This window comes from Synechococcus sp. HK01-R, from assembly GCF_014217855.1.
Taxonomy (GTDB): domain Bacteria; phylum Cyanobacteriota; class Cyanobacteriia; order PCC-6307; family Cyanobiaceae; genus Synechococcus_C.
In genome coordinates, this window is the sequence record NZ_CP059059.1 from 1,090,986 (window position 1) to 1,111,574 (window position 20,589).

Consider the following 20,589-nt stretch of genomic DNA (forward strand, 5'->3'; position numbering starts at 1 on the left):
CCTGGTGCCTGATCTTCCCTATCGCAGCCTGGTCTGGCTCACCTACAGGCTGGGGGCCACCTTCGCCTTCGGTGTGCCGCTCCTGCTCCTGATCTGGGCGGCCGTGCGCCGGGAGGGGGCGATGGTGCGCCTGCTCACGATTTACTGGAAGGTGGCCAGCCTGATGGCAATCAGTCTGCTGCTGCTCACCGATCAACGGCCCCTCGGCTACATCGTTCTCTTCATCGCGCCGATTCTCATGTTGGTGTCGGTGTGGTTCTGGGTGGATCTGAATGAGGAGCTGGCGGATCTGCCCCCTTGGCGTCCGCTGCCGCTCACTGTGCGGGTCTGGCGCTGGGCCCTGAGTGGCTTCGCTGTGCTGGCGACGCTGATGGCCGCCAGCAGTCTTCCTTGCAGTCGTGTGTTGGCGACTGCGGATTGCAAGGCATGGCTGGAGGCGCCCCAGGGGCTGCACCGGGTGGTGGAGCGATTGTTTGATTTCGTCTTCGGCGGGCAGTGGACGGAGGCTGTGGCCGCTTTTGTTGGTTACGTCGTGCTGGTGGCTTACCTGGTGGGCTTGATCCAGTGGCTGCTGGTGCGCTTGCCAAAGCAGGGGCGGGTCGCTGGTGAGTTCTGAACTGCTGCAAACGCTCGAGTCAATCAGCCGCGAGCGGCCGGATCGGGTCGTGCGTCTCAGGGGGATGGTGACGGCCGCTGATGGGGGGGCTGAGCCCCTGGAGGTTTTGATCTTTCGCGGTTTCAGCAGCTGCACGACGCATCCCACCGCCTTCGATCCCGATCAGAGCGTGCTGCCTGATGGAGCCAGCATCCAACACGCCGATCTCCTGCAAGGGCCCCTCAACCCGCTCCAGGAACAGCTGCTCCTAGAGGGGGTGCCTCCGGAAAGGCTGCTGGACCCTTTGGCCTGGGGTTGAGTGAAGGGTGCTGGAGCGACGGGTGAATTAGCGCCGTTCCAGCACGGCTACGCAGCGGCCGCAGAGGCTGGGGTGGGCACTGTGTTGGCCGATATCGCCTTCGTAATGCCAGCAGCGCTCGCATTTCTCGCCGCGGGCGCGGGCGACTTCGATCACAGCGAGGTCACTGTTGTCGCTGGCCAGCAGCTCTGCCCAGGGTTCACCCCCGAGTTGCAGTTGGGAGACCAGCAGCCAATCCCGCAATCCATCGACCTCCGGATCACCGTGATTGGCCAGCCAGGACAGCGCGGACTGGAGCGTTTCGGAGCAGGCGTCGATTCGCACGGATGCCTCCAGGGAAGCCCCCAACTCCTGACGGCCGCGGCAACCCTCCAGCACCCGGTTCACGGCACTGCGCAGATCGCGCAGCTGTTGCATCGGTGCTTGCAGGCTGTCATCGCGCCAGCTCTCTGGCACCACGGGCCAGCCACGACGGAAGACGGAGTCGTCCTTCACCGGATAGGGCAGGTTCTGCCAGATGTCTTCGGCCATGTGGCAGAGAACGGGCGCGATCGCTCCGGCGAGTCCTTCGATGATCAGAGCCATCACCGTCTGGCAGCTGCGCCGCCGCCTGTCGTTCGGTGCGCTGACGTAGAGCCTGTCCTTGGCGATGTCGAGGTAGAAGTTGGAGAGATCGGCAACGCAGTAGTTCTGCAGGATCTGGAAGAAGCGGAAGAACTCGTAGCGTTCGAAGGCTTCGCTGATCTCATCAAGCACCACGGCGGTGCGCTGGAGCATCCAGCGATCCAGGAGCGGTAGCTCCTCCACTGGCATGCCATCGCGGGCGGGATCGAAGTCGTGGAGGTTGCCAAGCAGATAGCGAGCGGTGTTGCGCACCTTGCGGTACACATCGGCCAGTTGGCGCAAAATTCCGGCACCGATCGGCACGTCGGCGGAATAGTCGACGGAGCTCACCCAGAGGCGCAGCACGTCGGCGCCGTAGGGAGGTTCCTGTTTCTGGTTCTTTCCACCCTCGATGATCACCATCGGATCCACGACATTGCCGAGGGATTTGCTCATCTTGCGGCCCTTCTCGTCCAGGGCGAATCCGTGGGTGAGCACCGTCCGGTAAGGGGCATGGCCATTTACCGCCACGGAGGTGAGCAGGGAGCTTTGGAACCAGCCGCGGTGCTGATCCGATCCCTCCAGGTAGAGATCGGCCGGATAGCTGAGACGATCGCGCTGACTGGCAACGGCGGCCCAGCTGGAGCCGGAGTCAAACCACACATCCATCGTGTCGGTGCCCTTGCGCCATTGGTCTGCCTCGCCCTGATGGCTTTGGGGGAGTAGCTCGGATTCGTCTTTCTCCCACCAAACGTCGGCACCGTGTTCGGCGATCAGTGCCTGGATGTGCGCAATGGAGTCGGCGTTGAGCAGTACATCGCCACGACTGCGGTGATAAAAAACCGGGATTGGCACACCCCAGGTGCGCTGACGGGAGATGCACCAGTCACCCCGTTCCGCCACCATCGATTCGATCCGGTTGCGGCCGGAAGCCGGCAGCCATTCCACCGCGTCGATCGCGGCGAGGGCTTCGCTGCGGAATCCCTCCACGGAGGCGAACCATTGTTCGGTTGCGCGGAAGATTGTCGGCTTCTTGGTGCGCCAGTCGTAGGGATAGCGGTGGCCGTAGCTCTCGTGCAGCAGCAGCGCACCGGAGGCCTCGAGGGCTTCGATGATTGCCGGGTTGGCGTCTTTGAGCACGTTCAGGCCCGCAAAGGGGCCGGCCTCCTCCGTCAGGGTGCCGGCTTCATCGACGGGGCACAGCACGGGCAGGCCGTGCTTGCGGCCGGTGTTGAAGTCATCAACGCCATGGCCAGGGGCCGTGTGCACAAGACCTGTGCCCGATTCGGTGGTGATGTAGTCGCCACCGATGACCACCGGGCTCTGACGCTCGAATAAGGGGTGGCGGTAGCTGAGACCCGCCAGCAGGGCGCCTTTCACGACCGCTTTGGTCTGAAGTGGGCGCTCGAGTTTGCTGGCCAGGGTTTCGCGTAATTCGGCTGCCACGACCAGCAGTCGGCCACTGCCGTCATCGGCTAGGCAGTACTCGAGCCGATCATTCACCGACACCGCCAGGTTGGCGGGCAGCGTCCAGGGTGTGGTGGTCCAGATCGCCACCTGCAGGGTGCTCTGCAGGCTGTCCCCATCAGCGGGTAGATCAACGCCCTGGTCCTGCAGTGCCGCACGAAGCTGCTGCGGTGCCTCCACAGCAGGGAACGCCACATAGACGCTCGGGCTGGTGTGACCGTCTGGATATTCCAGCTCCGCTTCCGCCAGGGCGGTACGGGAGCTGGGGCTCCAGTGCACCGGCTTGAGGCCTCGATAGATGTGGCCCTTCAGAGCCATGCTGCCGAACACCTCGATCTGAGCGGCCTCGTACTCCTTCTGGAGGGTCAGATAGGGGTTGTCCCAGTCGGCCCAGATCCCCCAGCGCTTGAAGCCGGCCATCTGGCCATCCACCTGTTTGCGGGCGTAGGCGGCTGCTTTCTTGCGCAGTTTGAGGGGGGTCAGTGCCTGGCGCTGCTCCTGGTCCATCGCCTGAAGCACCTTGAGCTCGATCGGCAGGCCGTGGCAGTCCCAGCCGGGCACGAAGCGCACTTGGCGGCCCTGCATCAGCCGGTGCTTGTTGATGATGTCCTTCAGCACCTTGTTGAGGGCATGGCCCATGTGCAGGGCCCCGTTGGCGTAGGGCGGCCCGTCGTGCAGGGTGAACACCGGGCCCGGATTGTTCAGTCCCAGCTCGAGATCGATGCCTCGCTCGCGCCAGAGGGCTTGAAGTTCCGGCTCGCGCTGGATGGCATTGGCGCGCATCCCAAAACCAGTCTCCAGCAGGTTGAGGGTGTCCTTGTAGGACGGTCGCGCATCAGCGTCAGGGCGCGTCTGCTGGGTCACGGTGGCGCTGCAGCAACCGGAATTATCCGTCTTTGCTGGCACCTGCGGTGGATTGCGGCTCCGCTGTGGGATTTGGCTCCGCTTTGGGTTCTGGCTCCGCGGTGGGTTCTGAATCGTCTTCAGCAGACATCACTGGGGCTGATGAGGCTCCTGCATCGGCGTCCCCTGACTGTGAAGGCGTGTCCGTAGTGTCCGTCGGTGCGGCTGGCTCGGGTCTGACCCAGCGCTTGCCGCTGCGGTTGCTGCCTTCCGGGCGGTTGTCTGCCGGAGCAGCTGGTTTCAGGCTGGTGAGCGCAGTTCCGGCATTGCCGGCCAGGCGGGTGATCGCGGCGATCAGCTGCTGGAGGCTGGTGGTCCAGCGTTCGCGGGAGCCAAGCCGTTGCTGCTCCTCGGGGGTGAGTTGATTCCAACGGTTCTGGCCCACTTCCGTTCCCAGGCGTGCGATCAGCAGGGAGGCGCAGACCACGGCGAGCATCGGTGCGCCCCGTAGACGATCACTGCTGGTCACCAGGACCAGGCCAAGGAGCAGGACGACCGCTCCCCAAACCCCATCCCGGGGGCGACTCAGTTCGGTGGCCAGCAGGGGCAGCAGCAGCACCAGCAGGCCGAGGAGGAGGCAAAGGTCTCCAGTGAGAGAAGCCAGCATGTCGGAGAGTCGCCGCTTGGCTCCATTGTGGGTGGATGCCTAGAGTTCGTCCCTTGCCCATCTGGCGGAATTGGTAGACGCGCTGGTTTTAGGTACCAGTGGCTTCGGTCGTGGGGGTTCAAGTCCCCCGGTGGGCATCACGAGTCCTCTAGGGTTCAGAGGGTTCGAGGCAAGGTGAGAGGGCTGGGTCCACTGATGACACACGTTGTGACTCCAGCTCCTTCTGCGGCATCGCCGACTCGCTTGGCTTCAGTGCCGAAAGAGTTTCTTGATCCTCCAGCCGCCTGGAATCCAACGGTTGCCCTGTTTCTGGGCGGCTATGCCTTGGCGGCGATCACGATCTGGGGTTGGTTTGTTGCTGGTTGGCCGCTGCCTGTGCTTTTGATCACAGGGTTTCTGGCTCTCCACCTTGAAGGCACCGTGGTGCACGACGCCTGCCATAAGGCGGCCCATCCGGTGCCTTGGATCAACCAGGCGATGGGCCATGGATCAGCCTTGCTGCTTGGTTTCAGTTTCCCTGTCTTCACTCGGGTGCACCTGCAGCATCACTCCCATGTGAACGATCCCAAGAATGATCCGGATCACATCGTGAGCACCTTCGGGCCGCTCTGGTTGATTGCTCCGCGCTTTTTCTATCACGAGCTTTTCTTTTTTCAGAGGAAGCTCTGGAAGCGCTGGGAACTGATGCAGTGGGGCTTCGAGCGGGCCGTCTTCTTCACGATCATTGCGGCAGCGGTGAGCTTCGATTTCCTGCCCTTCATCTTCAACTGCTGGTTTGCTCCGGCGTTGATGGTGGGAGTGACTCTGGGGCTGTTCTTCGATTACCTGCCCCATCGGCCATTTCTCTCTCGCAACCGCTGGCAGAACGCCCGGGTGTATCCAGGGCGCACCATGAATTGGTTGATCATGGGTCAGAACTATCACCTGGTTCATCACCTCTGGCCGTCGATTCCCTGGTTTGAGTACAAACCGGCTTATGAGGCCACGAAGCCTCTTCTCGATGCGAAGCAATCACCCCAAAGGCTGGGTCTGTTTGAAACCCGTCGTGATTTCAATAACTTCCTCTACGACATCTTTCTGGGAGTGCGCAGCCACAAGTCCCATGGCAGCAAGATGCGTCCCCTGGCTCGTTTGATGCCGACGGCCCGCATGCGCCGGGGTTGGCTCAACCTTTTGCAGCGCACTGCCGTGACACCAGCACGTCGGCGTTACTGAGCCAACGCGCTAATGACACGCTATTGTGCCATTGGCTGGATTGACTGGCTGGTTCAGTCCGCCAGGATTTTTGGCACCCGGAAGAAGTCGCCTTCTCGCAAGGGCGCTTGGTTCAGCAAGTCTTCGCGCACGTCGGTGGTCTCCACCCGATCGTCACGGGTGGCATTGACCACCTCCACCGCGCGCGTGGTGGGAGCAACCCCTTCGGTGTCCACCGCTTGCAGCTGGTCGACGTAATCGAGGATGCGCTCGAGCTGACCGGTGTAGGTGGCGATGGTCTCCTCGGGAAGCTCCAGCCGTGCAAGCTGGGCCACCTTGCGCACGTCATCGGCGGTGATCTTGCTCATGCGGCGGCCAGGAACGTCTCGAGATCATCGCGCAACGCCATCGCTGCCTTGCTGAGAAACTCAGCGCCGTGGTCTGGTTTGGCCAGATAGGGATCCGATCCCATGCGTCCATCCGGATGGCGGCGGCGGAAATCGGCTGGTCCATGGATGGCACCGCAAGGCGCCGGCTCCGGCAGGGGGCGTTGCTTTTGGATCAGGCAGTCGTGCAGGTGCAGGGTGAGGGCGATCTCGCTGGGGGTGGCGTGCTGGCCCTCCCGTTCGCCATAGAGCGCCCGAGCGTGCTGCATCACCGGGCCGGCCATAAACCAGTTCGCCAGACGGCAGCGAAGACGGGGAGCCACCGGCAGTCCTCGGCTGGCGGCGGTGCCATAGGCCTGGGCGAAGGCAGCCTTGGCCGTGGCGATGTTGCCGCCGTGCCCATTCACCACAAAGATTCGCTCGAAGCCATGGCTGGCCAGGGAGAGCACCAGGTCGTGGAGCACCGCCAGCAGGGTGCTGGGCTGGAGGCTCATGGTGCCCGCAAAGCCCAGGTGATGTTCGGCCATGCCGAAGGCTTGGGCTGGCGTCACCAGAACGCCGCTGAGGCGGCCTAGCTCCAGGGCTACCGCTTCGGCTGTGAGTGCATCGGTGCCGATGGCGCCGGTGGGGCCATGTTGTTCGGTGGATCCGAGGGGGATGATCACCCCTCGGCATTGCTGCAGATAGCTCTCCACCTCTGGCCAGCTTTGGAGGGCTAGGCGAATGGCGTCAGTGCTGGCGACGGGACCGGGCAGGAGTGATGTCATCGAGCCAGTCTGAATGGCATCAGTGAGCGGTGCCGTTGCCGTCGTATTGATCGGTGTTGTAGTAACCGCCCCGGGTGCCGAAGTAGAGCGTTGCGAGCACGAACAGGCCACTGCCGAAGAGCAGCACGGTGCCCAGATTGAAACCGGAAAGAGCTGCGTCCATCAGACATCGTCCATCTCTTTAAAGCCTGGCAGGGATTAGGCGCTTGTCACGCTTCCAGTGCGCGGTTCGTCATCGAGATCGCAGCCGATTTCGCTCCCGCGCCTTGGAACGTCGAGCCATTGGCGCAGCCAGCCGGTGAGCCAGATGAAAGGCATGGTGTCGGCCAGTGCGGCAAGGGCTTTAAACAGATAGCCACTGGCAATGAACGCGCCGAGCTGAGGCAGCACCGGTTCGCCGGCGCGTACGGGCAGCACATGGGCGCCGTAGTGGCTGATCAGGACGACCGCACTGGTGTCGACCAGCTGGCTGATCAGCGTGGAGCCGTTGTTGCGAAGCCAGAGAGCTTTGCCATTGGTGCGTTGTTTCCAAAAATGGAAGAGGCGCACATCCACGAACTGGGCCGTGAGATAAGCCGCCATGGAGGCCCCCACCGAGCCGAAGGCGAGGCGTTGAATTTCAAAGAAGGTGCCTTCCGGCGCACCGGCCAGTCCTGGCAGGAGGCCTCCCAGCCAGAGGATCAGCACCACCCAGCCATTGAGCAATAAGCCCACCCACACCACCTGGGAGGCGCGTTCCTCCCCCCAGAGCTCGCTGATCAGATCGGTGCAGAGAAACGTGATCGGGTACGGAAGGGCGCCAACGGCGACCACGATCGGCCAGGAGCCGATGTGCCCGAGTTCGAGAAACCGGGTGAGCCCAAGGATGTTGAGCATCCCGAGGGTGCCGAGGAACAGGCCTGCCAGCACCAGGAAGCAGAGGTCGCGGCGTTGCTGGAGGGTGGCGTTGATGGGCATGGGTTAGCCGAAGGCCAGCAAGGGTTTCAGTTTCAGCATCGCCACCGGGAATGCCATGAGCAGCACGGACATCGGCATCGCGAGCAACAGCGCCCTGTGGTGATGGCGAAATGCGGTGATCACACACCAGCCTCCGAGCGGTAGGAACAGGCCCAAGGCAGAGATCAGTCCGGGGGAATAGAGCCCGGTGCTGATGGTGGGAAGGATGTGGAAGCCCACCATGTTCACCAGCATCACCCCGGGGAGTAACAGCGAGGCGGCAGGGACGCTCCAGCCCAGGCTTCCGGCCAGCAGTCCCAGGGGCACGACGCCGAATCCGTTGGTGATAAAGAAGTCGCCCCAGGTCACGGGCAGCCCCAGCACCTCCACGGCCCAGGGTTGCCAGCCGAGGTCGTATTCCTCAATCACATGCAATCCGTAGGCCAGCAGACACAGCCAGAACACCGAACGTCCCAAGGGGGAGCTGGTTGAGAAGCGTTCGTTCATGGTTGAACTGAGACAGGAGGGCGGGCTGGAGAGCCTTGAAGGCATGATCGAGAGCCCTTGAGCATCTGTCCATCGCTTGCTCAGCCCTGCCCCACGCTTTCTTCTGCCGCCCTGCCGAGCTGGTTGCCCCCGAGCTCATCGGTTGCCTGCTGGTGAAACGCCAAATAGACGGCAGCTTGCTCTGGGGTGTGGTGGTGGAAACCGAGGCGTATTCCCAAGACGAGCCCGCCTGCCACGGCAACCGCCGCCGCTCCCCCAGCAACGAAACGCTCTTTGGCGAGCCAGGGCAGTTTTATGTCTAAGTGAGCTACGGCATTCACCACTGCGTGAAGCGAGCCCGTCACTCAACGACCCTTGGCTGGGCTTGAGATTGGATTGCTGCCAACGGGTCTCCCAGCCAATCGCCAAGCCACTCCCAGAAAAATCCCCCGATTTGCACCATCCCTGGGCTGATGACCCATTACCGCCAGTGCTCGGGGGGTAATCGCCACCTGTTTTCCCACAAGCTGAAGTGGCAGCGGCGGTCGGTGCAGAGTGATGTGCTGAGCGCGTGTGAAATCCAGGCGGTGCTTGCTGACCTGCAGAGCAATGAGAGCTGGTATTACCCGTTGTTTTTGCTGTGGCTCAGCACGGGGATGCGGAATGGCGAAATCAGGGGTTTGACCTGGGATTGCATCCGCTGGGAAGAAGGTGAGCTGCTGGTCTGCAAGAGCTTGCGGCGTGATGGGTATTGCTCAGGTCAACACAGCTGGGCAACGACGAAGACAGGCAAGGAGCGAGTAGTGCCGCTCACGCCCCTTGTGTTGGAGACCCTGAAGAAGCACCAGCAGAAGATGGGGCGACTGGGCGTGTATGAGCCCTATGGGCTTGTGTTTGTCGCTCACAGCAATCACAGCAATGTCTATGACCACCTGCTGGGTCGTGTTTGGAGGCGGTCATTGCAGCGCTGTGGCTTGAAGCCAAGGCGTCTGTATGCCCAACGCCATAGTTTTTTATCTCACGCTTTAGCGATGGCAAACTCCCCCGCTGACTTGGCAGCTGCGGCAGGGCACTCCACCAAGATGCTGCTGGATACCTATGCCAAACCGACAGGCAGATTGAAGATGCCGAGTTGTCAGACAGCCTGAAGCTGAAAATGGAAAAAGATGTTATGAGCCAAGCTATAAGAGTGGGTGCGTCGCCAAGTGATGAAACAGAGAATGGCAATAAAAATAAGCCTGCGTGATGGGCCCCTCTTGTTGGCCTTGCCTGCAGGTATTGGAGTGTCAGTAAATCCATATATTGATGCCCTGTAAAAACAACAACTTGAATAAATAATCATCGCCTGCAGTGCTCACTCGGTGGATTAAGGGGCGATCTCTGCAAGCCATAAAACAGAAGAGATGTGTTGGCTGCCAAGGGATTGGTGTCAGTGCTTCTGCGTGAGAAGAAACAGGAGAAACTCAAATGACTTCAATGAAAACTCAATATCAACAACAACAGAGACAGCAAGCCCAACGCCTCAAGCGGAATATCAAACGCCTCATCACAGGTGAGCTCCATAGCATCAATCCCTGGTGGCTCATCAGCTTCCACTACCGAGACCACCACGGCAAAGAAGATGAGTTGCTGAAGGATGTATCTGGCCTGAAGCGTAAGCTCCACCGCATCATTTGCAAGAGCCGTGATAAGAGCATCAAAGGTGCTGGTGAATACTCTTGTCCACGAATGCTGTTTTTCAACGAAACAAGCCACCAGGGCACAGGTCAGTTACATACGCACCTGATTGTGGAGAAGCTGCCAGAGAGCCTAAATAAGCAATAGGAGATGGAGCCCCTGTTTCACAAGTGACTGCCCAGCAAGGTCAAAGCCTTGTCTAAGTGGAAATCAATAGATATTCAACGCATCAAACAAGCAGAAGATGACTACAGACGCATCAGCAGTTATTTGTGCAAGCAGACCAGCTTGGAGCTGATTTCCCTTGACCCATTCAATGGCGACCTATCACCCAGAAAAAATGAGACGAAACCAACTCACCATCACCTACCCAGAAGGAGATGCTCAGCAACTCCACCAAGCACTGCTCCTGCTGAAGATAAGTCGTTGCCTGAATATCTCAGCATTCTGCCGAAAGGCGAGTGCTGAGAAGTTGGAGCGATTGGAGATGCAGGAGGCAGTCCAATGAAGACCTTCACTATTCGTTTGCCTGATGTGGAGGCGGCGATGCTGGTGGAGGTGCACAAAAGGAATAAGGTATTCAAGGATCTGCAGCAGCTGTTGATCCAGCAAATCCATCAGGAATACGCCAAGACCCCAACAGGCAAAGCCTCCAAGCAATGATCAGTAATCCTGGTATGCCTTCTCTTCCACTAGGGAAGATCCGTAGGTGGTGTTGATCTCTCTCTTGATGATTGAGCGACGATCGTTCTGTTGATAGACCGACCGAGCAAGGCGGATGAATGTTTCACCAAAGTTCTTCTGTCGCTCTTGATCCCGAATAGCATCTTCTATCAGCCAGAGGTCTTGATTGACTTCCTTGAGGCGTTGAATAAGTTTTGGATCTACCTGAAGATCCAGGGCATCCAGCGTCTGTTGAAGAGCTGATCGTTCTTTCTGGACATTCTCCAGAGCCTTTCCTTGGAGATGGTTGCTCTTGATTTGGAGAATGGTGATCTTGTCAATCAGTTCGCCAAGGGAGATGGGCGCTTGGATTTCGGTGAGTGGTTTTGGTGAGGTGGATGCCGCTTCTGCCTGCTTTGGTTGGGCGCTGCCGCTCTCTGCAGCAGAGAGCCCTGGAAACTGCTCCTGCAGTGCCTCTGCGACCCGCTCAAGCACCTCATCCCAGTTGCCTCTCTCTCTTTGGCGGAAGAGTCGCATCGAGGGATACCAGAAGGTGGTGTCGCCTTCTAAGCCCCAACGCCAATCAGGAACTTTGTGGAGGAGCAGCCAGGTGGTCTTCCCCATTCCCCCTGCCAAGTGTGCAACTGCGGTGTCGCTGGTAATGACCAGATCGCAGTTGTCAATGATGGCTGCTGTCTCTAGGAAATCCCAGGTCTCATCCACCTGTGGCTGGCAACTGACGAAACGATCCCTGAACGGACAAGTTTCTAGCTGCTCACTGCCAAAGCCCTTCTGCAGCGACAACAGGGATATATGGCGATTCGTTGTGACAGGTGCGAAGGCTTCTAATGCCAACGAACGCCCACGCAGACCTGTTTTCTCTGTTTTTGGATTGCCTTGCCAGTTGATGCCGATGATGGGTCGCTGTTCGGTTGAAAAGATGCCCTTCCACTTGTCAATGAGTTCGTCAGTGGTTTTGATGTATGGCTCGGTGATGACGGGGTTGTCTGGGTTGACTTCTAAGTGGCGAGGAACAGATAGAAGAGGTATCCATTGCCCATCATTGATTTTGTTGGCTTGTTGTGGCGTGAGTGGTGATGGGTCAATGCCAGAGGTCTTGATGAGGCTGTGTAGCTTTGGCTGGGCACAAAATGAAACCGATGCTCCTTGTTCTCTTAGCGCAATTGCATAACGCATGAACTGAAGTGTGTCGCCAAGACCTTGCTCGCTGACAAGGAGAACTTGGCTGCTTGTATCTGGTTTCAATCCATCCCATAGGCTGCATTGGGGTTGGGCGTGTGGCTTTGATGGTGTTTTCTTTTTCTTGCTTCTCCATTCGTATTTCTCCCAGCCATTCTTGTAGTCGCCACCCAGAAGCATTGTTAGCGAAGAGTTCCAGTGAACATCTGTGTAGTTGGGCTTGAGTTGCAGGGCAGTGTTGTAGGAGGCAATGGCAGCGTCTAGGTCGCCATGGTCCTTGAGAGCATTGCCGAGGTTGTAGTGAACTTCTGGGTAGTTGGGCTTGAATTGAAGAGCAGTTTTGTAGGAGGCAATGGCAGCGTCTAGGTCGCCATGGTCCTTGAGAGCATTGCCGAGGTTGTTGTGAGCTTCTGGGTAGTTGGGCTTGAGTTGCAGGGCAGTGTTGTAGGAGGCAATGGCAGCGTCTAGGTCGCCTTGGTTCTTGAGAACATTGCCGAGGTTGTTGTGAGCTTCTGGGTAGTTGGGCTTGAGTTGCAGGGCAGTGTTGTAGGAGGCAATGGCAGCGTCTAGGTCGCCATGGTCCTTGAGAGCATTGCCGAGGTTGTAGTGAGCTTCTGGGTAGTTGGGCTTGTGTTGCAGGGCATTGTTGTAGGAGGCAATGGCAGCGTCTAGGTCGCCATGGTCCTTGAGAGCATTGCCGAGGTTGTTGTGAGCTTCTGGGTAGTTGGGCTTGAGTTGCAGGGCATTGTTGTAGGAGGCAATGGCAGCGTCTAGGTCGCCATGGTCCTTGAGAGCATTGCCGAGGTTGTTGTGAGCTTCTGGGAAGTTGGGCTTGAGTTGCAGGGCAGTGTTGTAGGAGGCAATGGCAGCGTCTAGGTCGCCATGGTCCTTGAGAGCATTGCCGAGGTTGTTGTGAGCGTCTGGGAAGTTGGGCTTGAGTTGCAGGGCAGTGTTGTAGGAGGCAATGGCAGCGTCTAGGTCGCCTTGGTCCTTGAGAGCATTGCCGAGGTTGTTGTGAGCGTCTGGGAAGTTGGGCTTGAGTTGCAGGGCAGTGTTGAAGGAGGCAATGGCAGCGTCTAGGTCGCCTTGGTCCTTGAGAGCATTGCCGAGGTTGTTGTGAGCGTCTGGGAAGTTGGGATTGAGTTGAAGAGCTTTCTTGAGAAGTTCTACGAGTTCGTCAAACCTCCCCTGCATCCCGCAGATTGCCGCCAGGTTTCCATAGACAATGTGATTGTTTGTGCCAGCGGAAATCAGGTCTTTGTAAATCGCTTCTGCTTCTTGCAGCTTGCCTTGATTGATCAGTGCAACAGCCTGCTGTTCCTTGGCAGCTTGATCAGCAGACCTCTTGGTGATTTGCTGTTTGGGGGCTGTTGCTGGCTTGGCAGCTGAGAACCCACCGCTATTCCGCTTGGGCTTGCCCACTCCAGACCACCTGCTTCCCCCCAATCTAAGAAGCGAGAACTCTCAAGCCACTCCCATAGCCACCACCCCCACCCAAGACCCCCCAGCCCTCCCCCAGAGTTTCTTCGCCCGCCCTGCCGAGCAGGTCGCCCCAGAGCTCATCGGTTGCCTGCTGGTGAAACGCCAAACAGACGGCAGCTTGCTCTGGGGCGTGGTGGTGGAAACCGAGGCGTATTCGCAGGAGGAGCCTGCCTGCCACGGCTACCGCCGCCGCTCCCCCAGCAACGAAACGCTCTTTGGTGAGCCAGGGCGTTTTTATGTCTATGTGAGCTACGGCATCCACCACTGCGTGAATGTGGTGACCGATCGGGCGGACTGGGCCAATGGTGTGTTGCTTAGGGCCGTGGCACTGCCTGGTGAGCCTGAGCGCGTGGCAGCGGGACCTGGGCTCCTGGCCCGTCGCTTCGGGATCGACCGCCGCCATGACAGCAGCTCCGTCTGTGGGGAGAATGACGTGTGGTTGGCGACCCGGCCTTCCGTTCTCGGTCATCCTGAGCTTGTGAGCACCACACGGATCGGCATTACCCAGGGGCAGGATCTGCTCTGGCGCTGGTACCTCAGGGGCAGCCGCAGCATCAGCCGTCGCGCCTCTGGTGATCGCATGCCTGGGAAGGCGCAGGCCTGGAGCCCGGACGGGCTGGAGTCTCCATGAGTCGCTGGACCCATCGCCACATCCTCGATCTTGCGGCCTTCTCACGGGAGGACTACGCCGCTGTCCTTGAGCTTGCCCATCGGTTCCGGTCCATGCCGGTCACCGGTGCCCGCAAGCTCCCTGCCCTGCAGGGACGCCTCGTGGCGACCCTGTTCTTTGAGCCCAGCACCCGCACGCGCAGCAGTTTCGAGCTGGCGGCTAGGCGTCTGTCTGCCGATGTGTCGAGTTTCTCGCCGGGCAGCAGTTCTCTGAGTAAGGGGGAATCGCTGCTCGACACGGCCCGCACCTACGTGGCCATGGGCGCGGATGTGCTCGTGGTGCGCCATCAGTGCACCAGTGTTCCTCAGCAGCTGGCGGAGGCGTTAGAGGCCTCTGGTGAGCGCACGGTGGTTCTCAATGGTGGTGATGGACTCCACAGCCACCCCAGCCAGGGACTGCTGGACCTTTACACCCTGGCCCATCATTTCGATCCTCTGCACCCACTGCCTGAGGCGTTGCGGGGTAAACGGATCTTGATCGTGGGCGACATCCTGCATTCGCGGGTGGCCCGCTCCAATCTCTGGGCCCTCACCGCCTGCGGTGCAGATGTGGTGCTCTGCGGCCCCCCCAGCCTTCTGCCGTCCGCTTTTGCCGGCTTCGTGGATGCGCCACCACCTGGACAGTCTGTGGACCCGGTGCGCGATCGCGGTTCCGTGACCGTGAGCCATCGGCTCGACGAGGCCTTGCCTGGTGCCGACGCCGTGATGACCCTGCGCCTGCAGAAAGAGCGCATGAGCCAGCACCTGCTCACCGATCTGGATCGCTATCACCGCGACTATGGCCTGAGCCATGCCCGGCTCGAGCGGTGTGGCAAGCCAGTGCCGGTGCTCCACCCCGGTCCGGTGAACCGTGGGGTGGAGATGACCGGGGCCCTGCTCGACGACACTGGCCGACACAGTGGCCGCTGTCTGGTGGAGGAGCAGGTGCGTCATGGCATCCCGATCCGGATGGCACTGCTCTATTTGATGGCAGCTGCAGAGTCGTCCGCTGATTCGGCCCTGGCTTCGGTGGGTTGATAGCCCTGGCCTGTCATCTGATTGGAGTAATACTCCATGGCTGCTTGCAGAGCCGCATCCGGTGAGGCGATCGAGGGGCCGCTGCCGCTTTTCATCGGGAATGGTGCGTCGGGTGCATCAAGACCCATGTGCTGGCTGGGCATTCCAGTGAGCAGCATGGAGGACCGGGCCTGGGAGACCACGGCGAAGATCCACTTCAGCAGGAGGGACAGACGATTTTCCCGATCGGGCATGAAGGCCAGGTGGGCAGCAGCCCAGAGCAGCCAGCCGATGCCTCCTGAGAATTTGAAGCCGCGCAGATCGGCGACGGCATCCACTCGATCGAGCACGGCCATGCTGCCGAAGTCGAACCAGCTGAAATTGGGACGATTGGTTCCGGCGATGATCGCTGCAATGTCCTTGCCCACGAAGCCTCCTGCTTGCGTGGCCGGGCCGGCCATCCCCGGGAGTGGGTTGCCATCGCTGGTGTGCTTGTAGCAGCAGAGATCACCCACGACGCGGATCTCGGGGTGCCCTTTCACGGAGAAGTCGGGTTCCACAACCACCCTGCCCCCACGGTCCAGTTCACACTCGATCGAGTCGGCCAGCTTGCGCCCCAGGTGGGAGGGGCGCACGCCGGCGGTCCAGATCACGGTGGCGGCCTGGAGGCGTCGATCGCCATTGGGGGTGCCAACCGTCACTTCCCCTGGTTGCATCGTCTGCACCCGACCTTTGAACAGCATCTCCACACCAAGACCCTCCAGAGTCTTCTGGGCTCGCTCCGACAGCAGTTCAGGCATGGCCCGCAACAGTCGCTCCCCAGGATCGACGAGCACGATCCTGGTTTTGGCTGGGTCCAGCTGTCTGAATTCCCGGCGCATGGCGTTGCGCATCAACTCGGAAACCGCGCCGGCCATCTCACATCCGGTGGGGCCACCACCCACAATCACAACGGTTTGAAGGAACTGACGGGTCTGAGGGTCAGGCGTCTGCTCGGCCTGCTCCATGGCCATCAGCAACCGGCGGCGAATCTCCTCGGCGTGCTCGAGGATCTTCATCGGCGGCGCGAAGGTGCGCCAGTCTTCATGGCCGAAGAAGGTGCTGCCAGAGCCGGTGGCCAACACCAGGTGGTCGTAGCTGTAGGCCTTGCCGTTGAAGACGATCTGCTTGCCTTCTGGATTGATCTGGGTGACTTCCCCCAAGAGCACCTGCACATTGCGCTGGCGGCCGACCAGTTGGCGCAGGGGGGTCGCCACATCCCCGCGGGAGACCAGTCCGGTTGCCACCTGGTACAGGAGTGGTTGAAACAGGTTGAAGTTGCGCTTGTCGATCAGGGTGATGCGCACGTCTGCATTGGCCAGGGCTTTGCAGGCGCGCACCCCGGCAAAGCCACCGCCCACGATCACCACATGGGGGGCATGGCGAAGTCGCTCCTCAGGTGGTTCGAGCTCCAGAAAGAAATGCTCTCCAGCCATGGGTCAAGACGCAGTAGGGCTTTCCCGAAGGGTATGGATACCCCGGCGATTTGTCCGTGGGCCGTCAGAGCAGTTTGAAACCTTCGAGAAGCAGGCCATACAAGAGCCCGAAGCGGCCCATGTCGAGGACTTGCAAGGCCAGGCCCCCTTGATTGAGGGGACGCCAGCTGCGCCGGAGCCTCACCATCAGTTCCAGCAGTGCCACCGTCACCAGGGCGGCGATTGGATCGAGCTGGCCGGTTGCGCCGGCGATGCTCGCCACTGAACTTCCGAAAAAAAAGCCACCCATCAAGACGATGGCCAGCAGAGAAGCGCGTCGCCAAGGATTGTCTGCCCAGGCCTCAAGACGGCTAGCCCACTCGCCCAAATTGCGCTGGAGCCTGGTGGATTGCAAACGCGCGGCCATGAAGTCGACGGCTCGAACGTCAGAAAAAAGGAGGCAGGGGGTGAACCGAACGATCCCCATCACCCGACCCGTAGCCCTGCCAATGCCTGTATACACCATTTCTGGTGATCGTGCCGTCTTCTGGCGCTACTGATGGGGTATTGCTATGAAAAAGCTCGGGCGAGCCCGAGCCGGGTGATGGGGTCTGGTGAAGGAAAGCTTGCCTAGGTCCCCTTGGCAAGGGGGGCTGAAGCAATCAGTCGGAATCAGCCTTGGCTTTGCGGGACCCTTTGCCTTCGAGTAACTCGAGAAGTGCTTCCATCTGGGCCATCACCCCGCGCACTTCACCGGCTTCGGGCAGCAGGCCATCTTCCATGACGCCCTGATGCATCTCACGAAGTTCCTGGCGGATGTAGCGCAGATGGCTCACCACCTGTTCGCGTTTCGACTGAGACATCGGTGCGTATACCGCTCAACCTCTCTTTTACCAAATCGTCATCCCAGGCTGGTCGCTCAGGGCTGTCGACGCCCTTCGCTCCACTGCCCAGCAAGGGCGATCAGCGCAAAGGTCAGAAGGGCGGAGGGCCTGGCAATCACGCTCAAGGTCACCAACGCACCCAAGCCCGTCAGCAACGGGGGGCGGGGGAGCGAGCTGGGCCAGGGGCTGCTCATGACTGGCCGAACCGGGCGCGGGCCTCGGCGTAGAAGGCGGCATCAATGCTGGATCGACCGCTCTCCTTGGCCATCGACTCAATGCGCTTGCGCACGGCTGGACGCACGAAGAACGGCACTTCTTTGAGAGCCTGCTCAGCGTCTGCGCTCCAGTCCACGTCTGGTCCTGTTGGTCTCAATGGAGAATAGGGGACTCGAACCCCTGGCCTCTGCGGTGCGATCGCAGCGCTCTACCAGCTGAGCTAATTCCCCCCAGGCGAAAAACTAGCGTCTGAGCCCAGGCACAATGGATAGGCGCGCCAGGCGGCCCCATGTCCAGTGCAGGTATCACGGAGGAACAGCTCGCCCGCTTTGATGAGGAGGGTGTTGCCGACCTGGCCAGGCGTCTGGAGGACGATGACTACGCCACCCCCTTTGCGGGTCTGGCTGACTGGCACCTGTTGCGGGCCCTCGCGATTCATCGCCCAGAGCTCACGTTTCCCTATGTGCATCTGATCGACCAGGAGCCTTTTGATGAGGACTAGTTCCCTTGGCTGGCACTGATGGCGTGACCTCCTCGCCTCTCCAGGGAAAGCGTCTTCTGGTCGCTGCCAGCGGAAGCATTGCAGCGGTGAAGACACCCCTGCTGGTGAGTGCCCTGGTTCGGGCCGGCGCCGAGGTGCGCTGCCTCATTACGCCCAGTGCCTCACGCCTCGTGAGCGCTACGGCGTTGGCCAGCCTCAGCCGCCATCGTTGCTATCAGGATGAAGACCAGTGGGACCCTGCAGAACCCAGGCCCCTCCATATCGCCCTGGCGGAATGGGCCGATCTTGTGATCGTTGCCCCCTTGAGCGCCACCAGCCTGGCCCGCTGGAGCCAGGGGCTGGCAGAGGGACTGCTGGCTGGGGTCCTGATCGCAACGGAGCGTCCCGTGCTCGCGGCCGCGGCCATGAACACCGGCATGTGGAGGCACCCGGCCGTGCAGCGCAATTGGCAGGAGCTGCAGGCCCATCCCCGGGTGCTGGCTCTGGGTCCGGAATCCGGCCTGCTCGCCTGTGATCGGATCGGCGATGGGCGGATGGCCGACCCCGCGTTGATCGAGCTTGCGGCCTCCAGTGTTCTGGAACAACAGGCTGCCGGCGGGACGCTGTCTTTCGATTGGTCTGGCCGTCGGTTGCTGGTGTCAGCTGGCCCCACGCGGGAGCAGCTGGATCCAGCGCGGTTCATCAGTAATTGCAGCAGCGGTCGGATGGGCGTGCTGATCGCCCAGGCAGCTCGCCTGCGCGGAGCGGAGGTGACGCTTGTGCATGGCCCCCTCGATGTGCCGCACGCCTGGCTGGAGGGGATTGCCTGTCATCCAGTGACCAGTGCCCTCGCCATGGAGCAGGCCCTAGGGCAGCACTGGCCTTCGTCCGATGCCCTGGTGATGGCGGCCGCTGTTGCTGACTGGCGTCGACGCGGTGGCCCCTCCGGCGTCAAGCTGCCCAAGCAGGAGATGGTCGCCGATCTGTTGGCGGATCTAGAGCCAGTGCCAGATCTGCTCGCAGGGTTGATGCAAACCCGTCGCCCTGGCCAGGTGGCTCTGGGATTCGCCGCCCTCAGTGGTGAGCCATCGGCTCTGCTCGAGCAGGCCCGGAGCAAACGTCAAGCCAAAGGTTGTGATCTGCTGTTTGCCAATCCGGTGGACCGTCCCGGCCAGGGATTTGGTGCGGTCAACAATGGTGGCTGGCTGCTCTTGCCCAAGGATCGGGTGGAGGAGTTGCCGGTCACCAGCAAATTACGGCTGGCCCACCAGCTGCTGGACAGCCTGATTCAGGCTGCAATCGAGGCGGAATCCTGATCGAGGAGGGCGATGAAGGTCTTCAGTTGCAGGCGGGGGATGTAGGGCCAGCCGCCACTGCGCTCCAGGGTCTGAAGGAAGCTAAACAGCTTGTTGCGGTCTTCCGGAAGGCTGCTTCGGAAGGGCCCCTCCTGGATCGTTCGATGCAGAGCCTCGAGGCTGCGAAGGATTTCGAGCAGAGCCTCCGGATCGCCATTCTCTTCAGCGGCTAGGCCTTCCAGCGCCGACAGCAGGGGGCTGAGCCTCTCCTGCAGGTCTCCCTTCGTCATGGTTGGGTAGGTGCTGGACACGCGGTTCGCGACGGGTTGTTGAGAGCTGCAAAAGGCTAGCCGGTTCCAGGATTTAACCCCTGTAGGATCCGCCTGATCGGTGGATACCGTCATCGTCTGGCCTTTTGGCTTTCTTCCATGAGCATCCGTCCTCTGCTGGCCTTGGTGCTGGCTCTCTGTCTCACCCTGGTCACCGCATGCAGTGGTGATGCCCAAGCGGTGGACCGTACCAATGCCACCCGTTACGAAGACATCGTCAACACGGGCAAAGCCAATGATTGCCCGACCCTTTCTGATTCAGCTCGCGGCTCGATCAGCCTCAATGCTGGTGGCTCCTATGAGCTGCGTGGCATCTGCCTGCACCCCTCCCAGGTGTTCGTGAAGGGCGAGCCCACCAACAAGCGTCAGGAAGCTCAGTTCGTCGAGGGCAAAATCCTCACCCGCTACACCTCAAGCCTTGATGAGGTTTACGGCACCCTGACGGTGTCCAGCGATGGACTCAGCTTCAGCGAAGAGGGTGGCATCGACTTCCAGCCGATCACCGTGTTGCTTCCTGGCGGAGAAGAGGTGCCTTTCACCTTCTCCAGCAAGAATCTCCAGGCCAAGGCTGACGGTGCTGTTCTCAACACCAGCACCGATTTCGAAGGCGCTTATCGCACCCCTAGCTACCGCACCAGCAACTTCCTCGATCCCAAGGGTCGCGCCCTGACCACCGGCGTGGAGTACGCCCAGGGTCTGGTGGCCCTCGGGGGAGATGACGACGAGCTGAAGGGTGAAAACGTCAAGCGCTACATCGACGGCACCGGCCAGATGAGCCTCTCGATCACCAAGGTCGACAGCGAAACCGGCGAATTCGCTGGCGTGTTCACGGCGATCCAGCCTTCTGACACCGACATGGGTGGTAAGGAGCCTGTTGACGTGAAGATCAGTGGTGAGCTCTTCGGTCGCCTCGAAGAGGCCTGATCGGCTGACCGCTTCCATCACAGCGACGGATCGGGGGGGCAAGGCCCCCCTTTTTT

25 protein-coding genes, 2 tRNA genes and 1 pseudogene are annotated in these 20,589 nt (G+C 60.6%); 12 read left to right on the forward strand and 16 right to left on the reverse strand.

From position 1 onward, the window contains the following. The first annotated feature begins 4 nt into the window (after positions 1 to 4). Positions 5 to 616, forward strand: a complete 612-nt coding sequence (locus H0O21_RS05615) for a DUF3177 family protein (protein ID WP_185190898.1) — start codon at positions 5 to 7, stop codon at positions 614 to 616. Next, a complete protein-coding gene (locus H0O21_RS05620) occupies positions 606 to 914 on the forward strand; it encodes a hypothetical protein (protein ID WP_185190697.1) in 309 nt (102 codons plus the stop codon). The genes H0O21_RS05615 and H0O21_RS05620 overlap by 11 nt, the downstream gene beginning before the upstream one ends. Positions 915 to 941: 27 nt before the next feature. Here the strand turns inward: H0O21_RS05620 and ileS are convergent, their stop codons facing one another. Continuing rightward, the gene (ileS, locus tag H0O21_RS05625) at positions 942 to 3,848 is read right to left on the reverse strand and encodes an isoleucine--tRNA ligase (RefSeq protein ID WP_185190698.1); all 2,907 of its coding nucleotides are present in this window, start codon (positions 3,846 to 3,848) and stop codon (positions 942 to 944) included. Positions 3,849 to 3,870: 22 nt separating this feature from the next. Next, positions 3,871 to 4,494, reverse strand: a complete 624-nt coding sequence (locus tag H0O21_RS05630) for a Ycf66 family protein (protein ID WP_185190699.1) — start codon at positions 4,492 to 4,494, stop codon at positions 3,871 to 3,873. A 55-nt stretch (positions 4,495 to 4,549) separates the two neighbouring features. On the opposite strand from H0O21_RS05630, the gene H0O21_RS05635 reads away from it, so the two are divergent. Next, positions 4,550 to 4,631, forward strand: a tRNA-Leu gene (locus H0O21_RS05635). 58 nt (positions 4,632 to 4,689) lie between these two features. Further along, complete coding sequence (gene crtR, locus H0O21_RS05640; protein ID WP_185190700.1) at positions 4,690 to 5,709, forward strand: beta-carotene hydroxylase; 1,020 nt, start codon at positions 4,690 to 4,692, stop codon at positions 5,707 to 5,709. A 53-nt stretch (positions 5,710 to 5,762) separates the two neighbouring features. Here crtR and gatC read toward each other — a convergent pair whose 3' ends face one another. The 5 genes from gatC to H0O21_RS05665 are packed head-to-tail and all read right to left on the reverse strand — an operon-like array spanning position 5,763 to position 8,284. Continuing rightward, a complete protein-coding gene (gene gatC / locus H0O21_RS05645; RefSeq protein ID WP_131455914.1) occupies positions 5,763 to 6,056 on the reverse strand; it encodes an Asp-tRNA(Asn)/Glu-tRNA(Gln) amidotransferase subunit GatC in 294 nt (97 codons plus the stop codon). Further along, entirely contained in the window at positions 6,053 to 6,841 is a 789-nt protein-coding gene (locus H0O21_RS05650) for a creatininase family protein (protein WP_185190701.1), read from the reverse strand. Before H0O21_RS05650 ends, gatC begins: the two co-directional genes overlap by 4 nt. A gap of 19 nt (positions 6,842 to 6,860) precedes the next feature. After that, a complete protein-coding gene (locus H0O21_RS05655; RefSeq protein WP_164498747.1) occupies positions 6,861 to 7,004 on the reverse strand; it encodes a hypothetical protein in 144 nt (47 codons plus the stop codon). Between the two features lie 35 nt (positions 7,005 to 7,039). Continuing rightward, positions 7,040 to 7,798: a queuosine precursor transporter gene (locus H0O21_RS05660; RefSeq protein WP_131592885.1), complete on the reverse strand. Its 759-nt coding sequence runs from the start codon at positions 7,796 to 7,798 to the stop codon at positions 7,040 to 7,042. A 3-nt stretch (positions 7,799 to 7,801) separates the two neighbouring features. Then, complete coding sequence (locus H0O21_RS05665; protein ID WP_185190702.1) at positions 7,802 to 8,284, reverse strand: HXXEE domain-containing protein; 483 nt, start codon at positions 8,282 to 8,284, stop codon at positions 7,802 to 7,804. Between the two features lie 65 nt (positions 8,285 to 8,349). On the opposite strand from H0O21_RS05665, the pseudogene H0O21_RS05670 reads away from it, so the two are divergent. Then, positions 8,350 to 8,583, forward strand: a pseudogene (locus tag H0O21_RS05670) (DNA-3-methyladenine glycosylase); the annotation flags it as partial. Between the two features lie 153 nt (positions 8,584 to 8,736). Next, complete coding sequence (locus tag H0O21_RS05675) at positions 8,737 to 9,411, forward strand: site-specific integrase (protein ID WP_255441155.1); 675 nt, start codon at positions 8,737 to 8,739, stop codon at positions 9,409 to 9,411. Positions 9,412 to 9,736: 325 nt separating this feature from the next. Here the strand turns inward: H0O21_RS05675 and H0O21_RS05680 are convergent, their stop codons facing one another. Continuing rightward, positions 9,737 to 10,018 carry a hypothetical protein gene (locus H0O21_RS05680; protein WP_185190703.1) on the reverse strand — a complete coding sequence of 94 codons (282 nt, stop codon included), beginning with the start codon at positions 10,016 to 10,018 and terminating at the stop codon, positions 9,737 to 9,739. Between the two features lie 426 nt (positions 10,019 to 10,444). On the opposite strand from H0O21_RS05680, the gene H0O21_RS05685 reads away from it, so the two are divergent. Next, on the forward strand, positions 10,445 to 10,603 hold the full coding sequence (locus tag H0O21_RS05685; RefSeq protein WP_185190704.1) for a hypothetical protein: 159 nt from the start codon (positions 10,445 to 10,447) through the stop codon (positions 10,601 to 10,603). Here H0O21_RS05685 and H0O21_RS05690 read toward each other — a convergent pair whose 3' ends face one another. Next, positions 10,604 to 13,225, reverse strand: coding sequence for a DUF6165 family protein (locus H0O21_RS05690; RefSeq protein WP_185190705.1), 2,622 nt, complete (start codon positions 13,223 to 13,225; stop codon positions 10,604 to 10,606). Positions 13,226 to 13,280: 55 nt separating this feature from the next. Between H0O21_RS05690 and H0O21_RS05695 the strand changes: the two genes are divergently transcribed. Both H0O21_RS05695 and H0O21_RS05700 read left to right on the forward strand, forming a co-directional pair. Further along, complete coding sequence (locus H0O21_RS05695; protein ID WP_185190900.1) at positions 13,281 to 13,916, forward strand: DNA-3-methyladenine glycosylase; 636 nt, start codon at positions 13,281 to 13,283, stop codon at positions 13,914 to 13,916. Further along, positions 13,913 to 14,971: an aspartate carbamoyltransferase catalytic subunit gene (locus H0O21_RS05700; protein WP_185190706.1), complete on the forward strand. Its 1,059-nt coding sequence runs from the start codon at positions 13,913 to 13,915 to the stop codon at positions 14,969 to 14,971. Before H0O21_RS05695 ends, H0O21_RS05700 begins: the two co-directional genes overlap by 4 nt. On the opposite strand, the gene H0O21_RS05705 is transcribed toward H0O21_RS05700, so the two are convergent. The 6 genes from H0O21_RS05705 to H0O21_RS05730 all read right to left on the reverse strand — a co-directional run bounded on the left by H0O21_RS05705 (position 14,914) and on the right by H0O21_RS05730 (position 17,734). Then, positions 14,914 to 16,425, reverse strand: coding sequence for an NAD(P)/FAD-dependent oxidoreductase (locus H0O21_RS05705; RefSeq protein WP_185190707.1), 1,512 nt, complete (start codon positions 16,423 to 16,425; stop codon positions 14,914 to 14,916). The two genes, H0O21_RS05700 and H0O21_RS05705, sit on opposite strands and share 58 nt — an antisense overlap. A gap of 64 nt (positions 16,426 to 16,489) precedes the next feature. Further along, positions 16,490 to 16,831, reverse strand: a complete 342-nt coding sequence (locus tag H0O21_RS05710; protein ID WP_131455934.1) for a DUF565 domain-containing protein — start codon at positions 16,829 to 16,831, stop codon at positions 16,490 to 16,492. 235 nt (positions 16,832 to 17,066) lie between these two features. After that, positions 17,067 to 17,267 (reverse strand): hypothetical protein, encoded by a 201-nt coding sequence (locus H0O21_RS05715; protein ID WP_131455936.1) that lies wholly within the window; start codon positions 17,265 to 17,267, stop codon positions 17,067 to 17,069. Between the two features lie 56 nt (positions 17,268 to 17,323). Then, a complete protein-coding gene (locus tag H0O21_RS05720; RefSeq protein WP_164498749.1) occupies positions 17,324 to 17,482 on the reverse strand; it encodes a hypothetical protein in 159 nt (52 codons plus the stop codon). Further along, positions 17,479 to 17,640: a PCP reductase family protein gene (locus tag H0O21_RS05725; protein WP_131455938.1), complete on the reverse strand. Its 162-nt coding sequence runs from the start codon at positions 17,638 to 17,640 to the stop codon at positions 17,479 to 17,481. The genes H0O21_RS05720 and H0O21_RS05725 overlap by 4 nt, the downstream gene beginning before the upstream one ends. Positions 17,641 to 17,661: 21 nt before the next feature. Then, positions 17,662 to 17,734: transfer RNA gene (locus tag H0O21_RS05730), tRNA-Ala, on the reverse strand. A 59-nt stretch (positions 17,735 to 17,793) separates the two neighbouring features. Here H0O21_RS05730 and H0O21_RS05735 point away from each other — a divergent pair. After that, positions 17,794 to 18,006, forward strand: a complete 213-nt coding sequence (locus H0O21_RS05735; protein ID WP_131455940.1) for a DUF2555 domain-containing protein — start codon at positions 17,794 to 17,796, stop codon at positions 18,004 to 18,006. Between the two features lie 23 nt (positions 18,007 to 18,029). Next, complete coding sequence (gene coaBC, locus H0O21_RS05740) at positions 18,030 to 19,301, forward strand: bifunctional phosphopantothenoylcysteine decarboxylase/phosphopantothenate--cysteine ligase CoaBC (RefSeq protein ID WP_255441157.1); 1,272 nt, start codon at positions 18,030 to 18,032, stop codon at positions 19,299 to 19,301. Here the strand turns inward: coaBC and H0O21_RS05745 are convergent. Continuing rightward, positions 19,274 to 19,591 carry a hypothetical protein gene (locus H0O21_RS05745; RefSeq protein WP_370523092.1) on the reverse strand — a complete coding sequence of 106 codons (318 nt, stop codon included), beginning with the start codon at positions 19,589 to 19,591 and terminating at the stop codon, positions 19,274 to 19,276. The genes coaBC and H0O21_RS05745 overlap by 28 nt on opposite strands. Positions 19,592 to 19,708: 117 nt before the next feature. Here H0O21_RS05745 and H0O21_RS05750 point away from each other — a divergent pair, with 117 nt between their 5' ends. Next, entirely contained in the window at positions 19,709 to 20,533 is an 825-nt protein-coding gene (locus H0O21_RS05750) for a photosystem II manganese-stabilizing polypeptide (protein WP_131455947.1), read from the forward strand. Positions 20,534 to 20,589: the final 56 nt, after the last annotated feature.

Coding starts and splice junctions, on each gene's coding strand:
- H0O21_RS05630 (WP_185190699.1), bottom strand. CDS start 4,494: ATGCTGGCTTCTCTCACTGGAGACCTTTGCCTCCTCCTCGGCCTGCTG.
- crtR (WP_185190700.1), top strand. CDS start 4,690: ATGACACACGTTGTGACTCCAGCTCCTTCTGCGGCATCGCCGACTCGC.
- gatC (WP_131455914.1), bottom strand. CDS start 6,056: ATGAGCAAGATCACCGCCGATGACGTGCGCAAGGTGGCCCAGCTTGCA.
- H0O21_RS05650 (WP_185190701.1), bottom strand. CDS start 6,841: ATGACATCACTCCTGCCCGGTCCCGTCGCCAGCACTGACGCCATTCGC.
- H0O21_RS05655 (WP_164498747.1), bottom strand. CDS start 7,004: ATGGACGCAGCTCTTTCCGGTTTCAATCTGGGCACCGTGCTGCTCTTC.
- H0O21_RS05660 (WP_131592885.1), bottom strand. CDS start 7,798: ATGCCCATCAACGCCACCCTCCAGCAACGCCGCGACCTCTGCTTCCTG.
- H0O21_RS05665 (WP_185190702.1), bottom strand. CDS start 8,284: ATGAACGAACGCTTCTCAACCAGCTCCCCCTTGGGACGTTCGGTGTTC.
- H0O21_RS05675 (WP_255441155.1), top strand. CDS start 8,737: ATGACCCATTACCGCCAGTGCTCGGGGGGTAATCGCCACCTGTTTTCC.
- H0O21_RS05685 (WP_185190704.1), top strand. CDS start 10,445: ATGAAGACCTTCACTATTCGTTTGCCTGATGTGGAGGCGGCGATGCTG.
- H0O21_RS05700 (WP_185190706.1), top strand. CDS start 13,913: ATGAGTCGCTGGACCCATCGCCACATCCTCGATCTTGCGGCCTTCTCA.
- H0O21_RS05705 (WP_185190707.1), bottom strand. CDS start 16,425: ATGGCTGGAGAGCATTTCTTTCTGGAGCTCGAACCACCTGAGGAGCGA.
- H0O21_RS05710 (WP_131455934.1), bottom strand. CDS start 16,831: ATGGCCGCGCGTTTGCAATCCACCAGGCTCCAGCGCAATTTGGGCGAG.
- H0O21_RS05715 (WP_131455936.1), bottom strand. CDS start 17,267: ATGTCTCAGTCGAAACGCGAACAGGTGGTGAGCCATCTGCGCTACATC.
- H0O21_RS05720 (WP_164498749.1), bottom strand. CDS start 17,482: ATGAGCAGCCCCTGGCCCAGCTCGCTCCCCCGCCCCCCGTTGCTGACG.
- H0O21_RS05735 (WP_131455940.1), top strand. CDS start 17,794: ATGTCCAGTGCAGGTATCACGGAGGAACAGCTCGCCCGCTTTGATGAG.
- H0O21_RS05750 (WP_131455947.1), top strand. CDS start 19,709: ATGAGCATCCGTCCTCTGCTGGCCTTGGTGCTGGCTCTCTGTCTCACC.